The following is a 1940-nucleotide window of genomic DNA, read 5'->3' on the forward strand; positions in this document are numbered from 1 at the left end:
GGCCTGAAGGCCCTGCTGGATGGCTCGGCGCTGGCACCGTTTGTGAAGCGCATCTTCGGCTGCGAATTCGGCGAGGATAAAAACGGCCGCATCACCTTCCCCAAACGCGTCATCAGCCACACCACCAAGACGCAGTACATCTTCCGCATCAACAAAGGCATGCTGGAACCCCACGAAGACGTGAACGATCACATGGCTCCGGAACTGCGCCCCATCCCCTTCCAGCACATGATCTATGTCGGAGACGGCCCGACGGACGTGCCCTGCTTCACCCTGATGAAACGCTATGGCGGCCATGCGGTGGCGGTTTACAATCCTGACGAGGCCAGCCGCAGCAGCTTCCGCAAGTGCTACCAGCTCACCGGCCTTGCCGACCGCGTCAAACACATCGCCCCCGCCGATTACCGCCCCGGCAGCCATCTCCGGCTGCTGCTTGAGGAGATGGTGACGGACATCGCCGACGGCATTGTGCGCAAAAAGCGCCAGGAAATCGAGGAAGGCACCGTGTCAGCACCGCATTTTTAGCACACGGCAATGCCACGGGCCCGCATATCACGGAACCATTCGACATAAGCCGGCACCCCTTGCGCAATGGTCGTGGTGGGTTTGAATCCAATCAGAGCCTTGGCCTTGCTCACATCGGCAGAAGTCAGCGGCACATCCCCCGGCTGCTCAGGCAGTTGGTTGATGATGGCCTTTTTACCAATCGCCTGCTCAATGGTGGCGATCAGATCATTGAGAGTGACGGTCTGGGAACCACCCAGGTTGATAATGTCGCAGATGGGACCGCTGGTGTAGTTGAGCGCCCCAATGATGCCATCGACGATGTCGTGGACGAAGGTGTAGTCTCGGGCGGTGCTGCCATCCCCAAATTTATCGATCGGCTTGCCGTCTTCGATGAGGCGGGAGAATTTTGAAATGGCCAGGTCAGGGCGCTGGCGCGGGCCATAGACCGTGAAAAAGCGCAGGGCGACGGTCTTGATGCCATAAAGGTGGCTGTAATTGGAGCACATTTGCTCGCCCGCCATCTTGGTCATGGCATAGGGGCTGATGGTTTGCAAAATGGGGTCGGCCTCGGCAAAGGGCACTTTTTTGTTCACCCCATAAACCGAAGAACTGCTGGCGAAGACAAAGTGCTTCACCCCGGTGCGGCGGGCAGCCTCTAGGAGGTGAAAGGTACCTTTGATGTTGGTATCAATATAGAGCTCGGGCTGCTCAATCGAGGGGCGCACACCTGCACGGGCTGCCAGATGAATAACTGCGTCAAAACGGCCCAGATCAAAAGTCTCATGGACAAACTTCGGATCAGAAATGTCCCCCTCACAAACCGTCACTTTCGAACCGAAGGACCTTAGATTCTCACGCTTGATTGTGGGATTGTAGTAGTCATTGAAGCTGTCAATGATTGTGACTTCCCCTGCCCCTTCATTAATAAGGCGCTCAACGGTGTGGGAGCCAATGAAACCAGCTCCGCCTGTGACAAGAATTTTCATGCTTAGAAAGGCCTGGGAGGACGTGGGTGCCGATCACCAGATGATTAACTAACGATCAAGGGTCCGACAATTGCAAGGCATCAGGAGAAAGGGATTGACGCAAGGGGGCGAAATTCGCTAAATATATAGAATTCTCCGAATCATCCATTTTCCGTCCTGAACCATGAGCGAATCCGAAAACACGCCCCCAACACCACCGTCAGGCTCGACGCCCAAAACGGCCGCCGTCCCTCTGAAAAAAGAAACGGTGCGCATCACCCTGCGTGGTCGCCCAGGTGCAGGTGTCACCCAGCCGCGTGAGTCCACCTCGCCTGTTTCCCCTGCCACAGGCGGAATTCCAGCCTCTTTCAACACGACATCCGTGGTTCCCATGATGTCGAAGAAATCCACGGCTCCGATTCAGCTGCCTTCCGCGCCGCTGCCTCCGCCTGCGCCCAAGTCCAGCAC

Annotated in this window: 2 protein-coding genes and 1 pseudogene; 2 read left to right on the forward strand and 1 reads right to left on the reverse strand. The window is 56.8% G+C overall.

Annotated elements, in window-relative coordinates; genetic code table 11:
• Positions 1 to 525 (forward strand): annotated as a pseudogene (locus WAW39_RS19755) (haloacid dehalogenase-like hydrolase); the annotation flags it as partial.
• Here WAW39_RS19755 and WAW39_RS19760 read toward each other — a convergent pair.
• Positions 522 to 1493 carry an SDR family NAD(P)-dependent oxidoreductase gene (locus WAW39_RS19760; RefSeq protein WP_422320884.1) on the reverse strand — a complete coding sequence of 324 codons (972 nt, stop codon included), beginning with the start codon at positions 1491 to 1493 and terminating at the stop codon, positions 522 to 524. The pseudogene WAW39_RS19755 and the gene WAW39_RS19760 sit on opposite strands and share 4 nt — an antisense overlap.
• A 163-nt stretch (positions 1494 to 1656) precedes the next feature.
• Between WAW39_RS19760 and WAW39_RS19765 the strand changes: the two genes are divergently transcribed.
• Positions 1657 to 1940 (forward strand): hypothetical protein (locus tag WAW39_RS19765; protein ID WP_422320885.1); only part of this gene is annotated, 284 nt, incomplete at its 3' end.

Origin of the sequence: Prosthecobacter sp. (assembly GCF_049294395.1) — a bacterium.
In the GTDB taxonomy this organism is placed as follows: Bacteria; Verrucomicrobiota; Verrucomicrobiia; order Verrucomicrobiales; family Verrucomicrobiaceae; genus Prosthecobacter.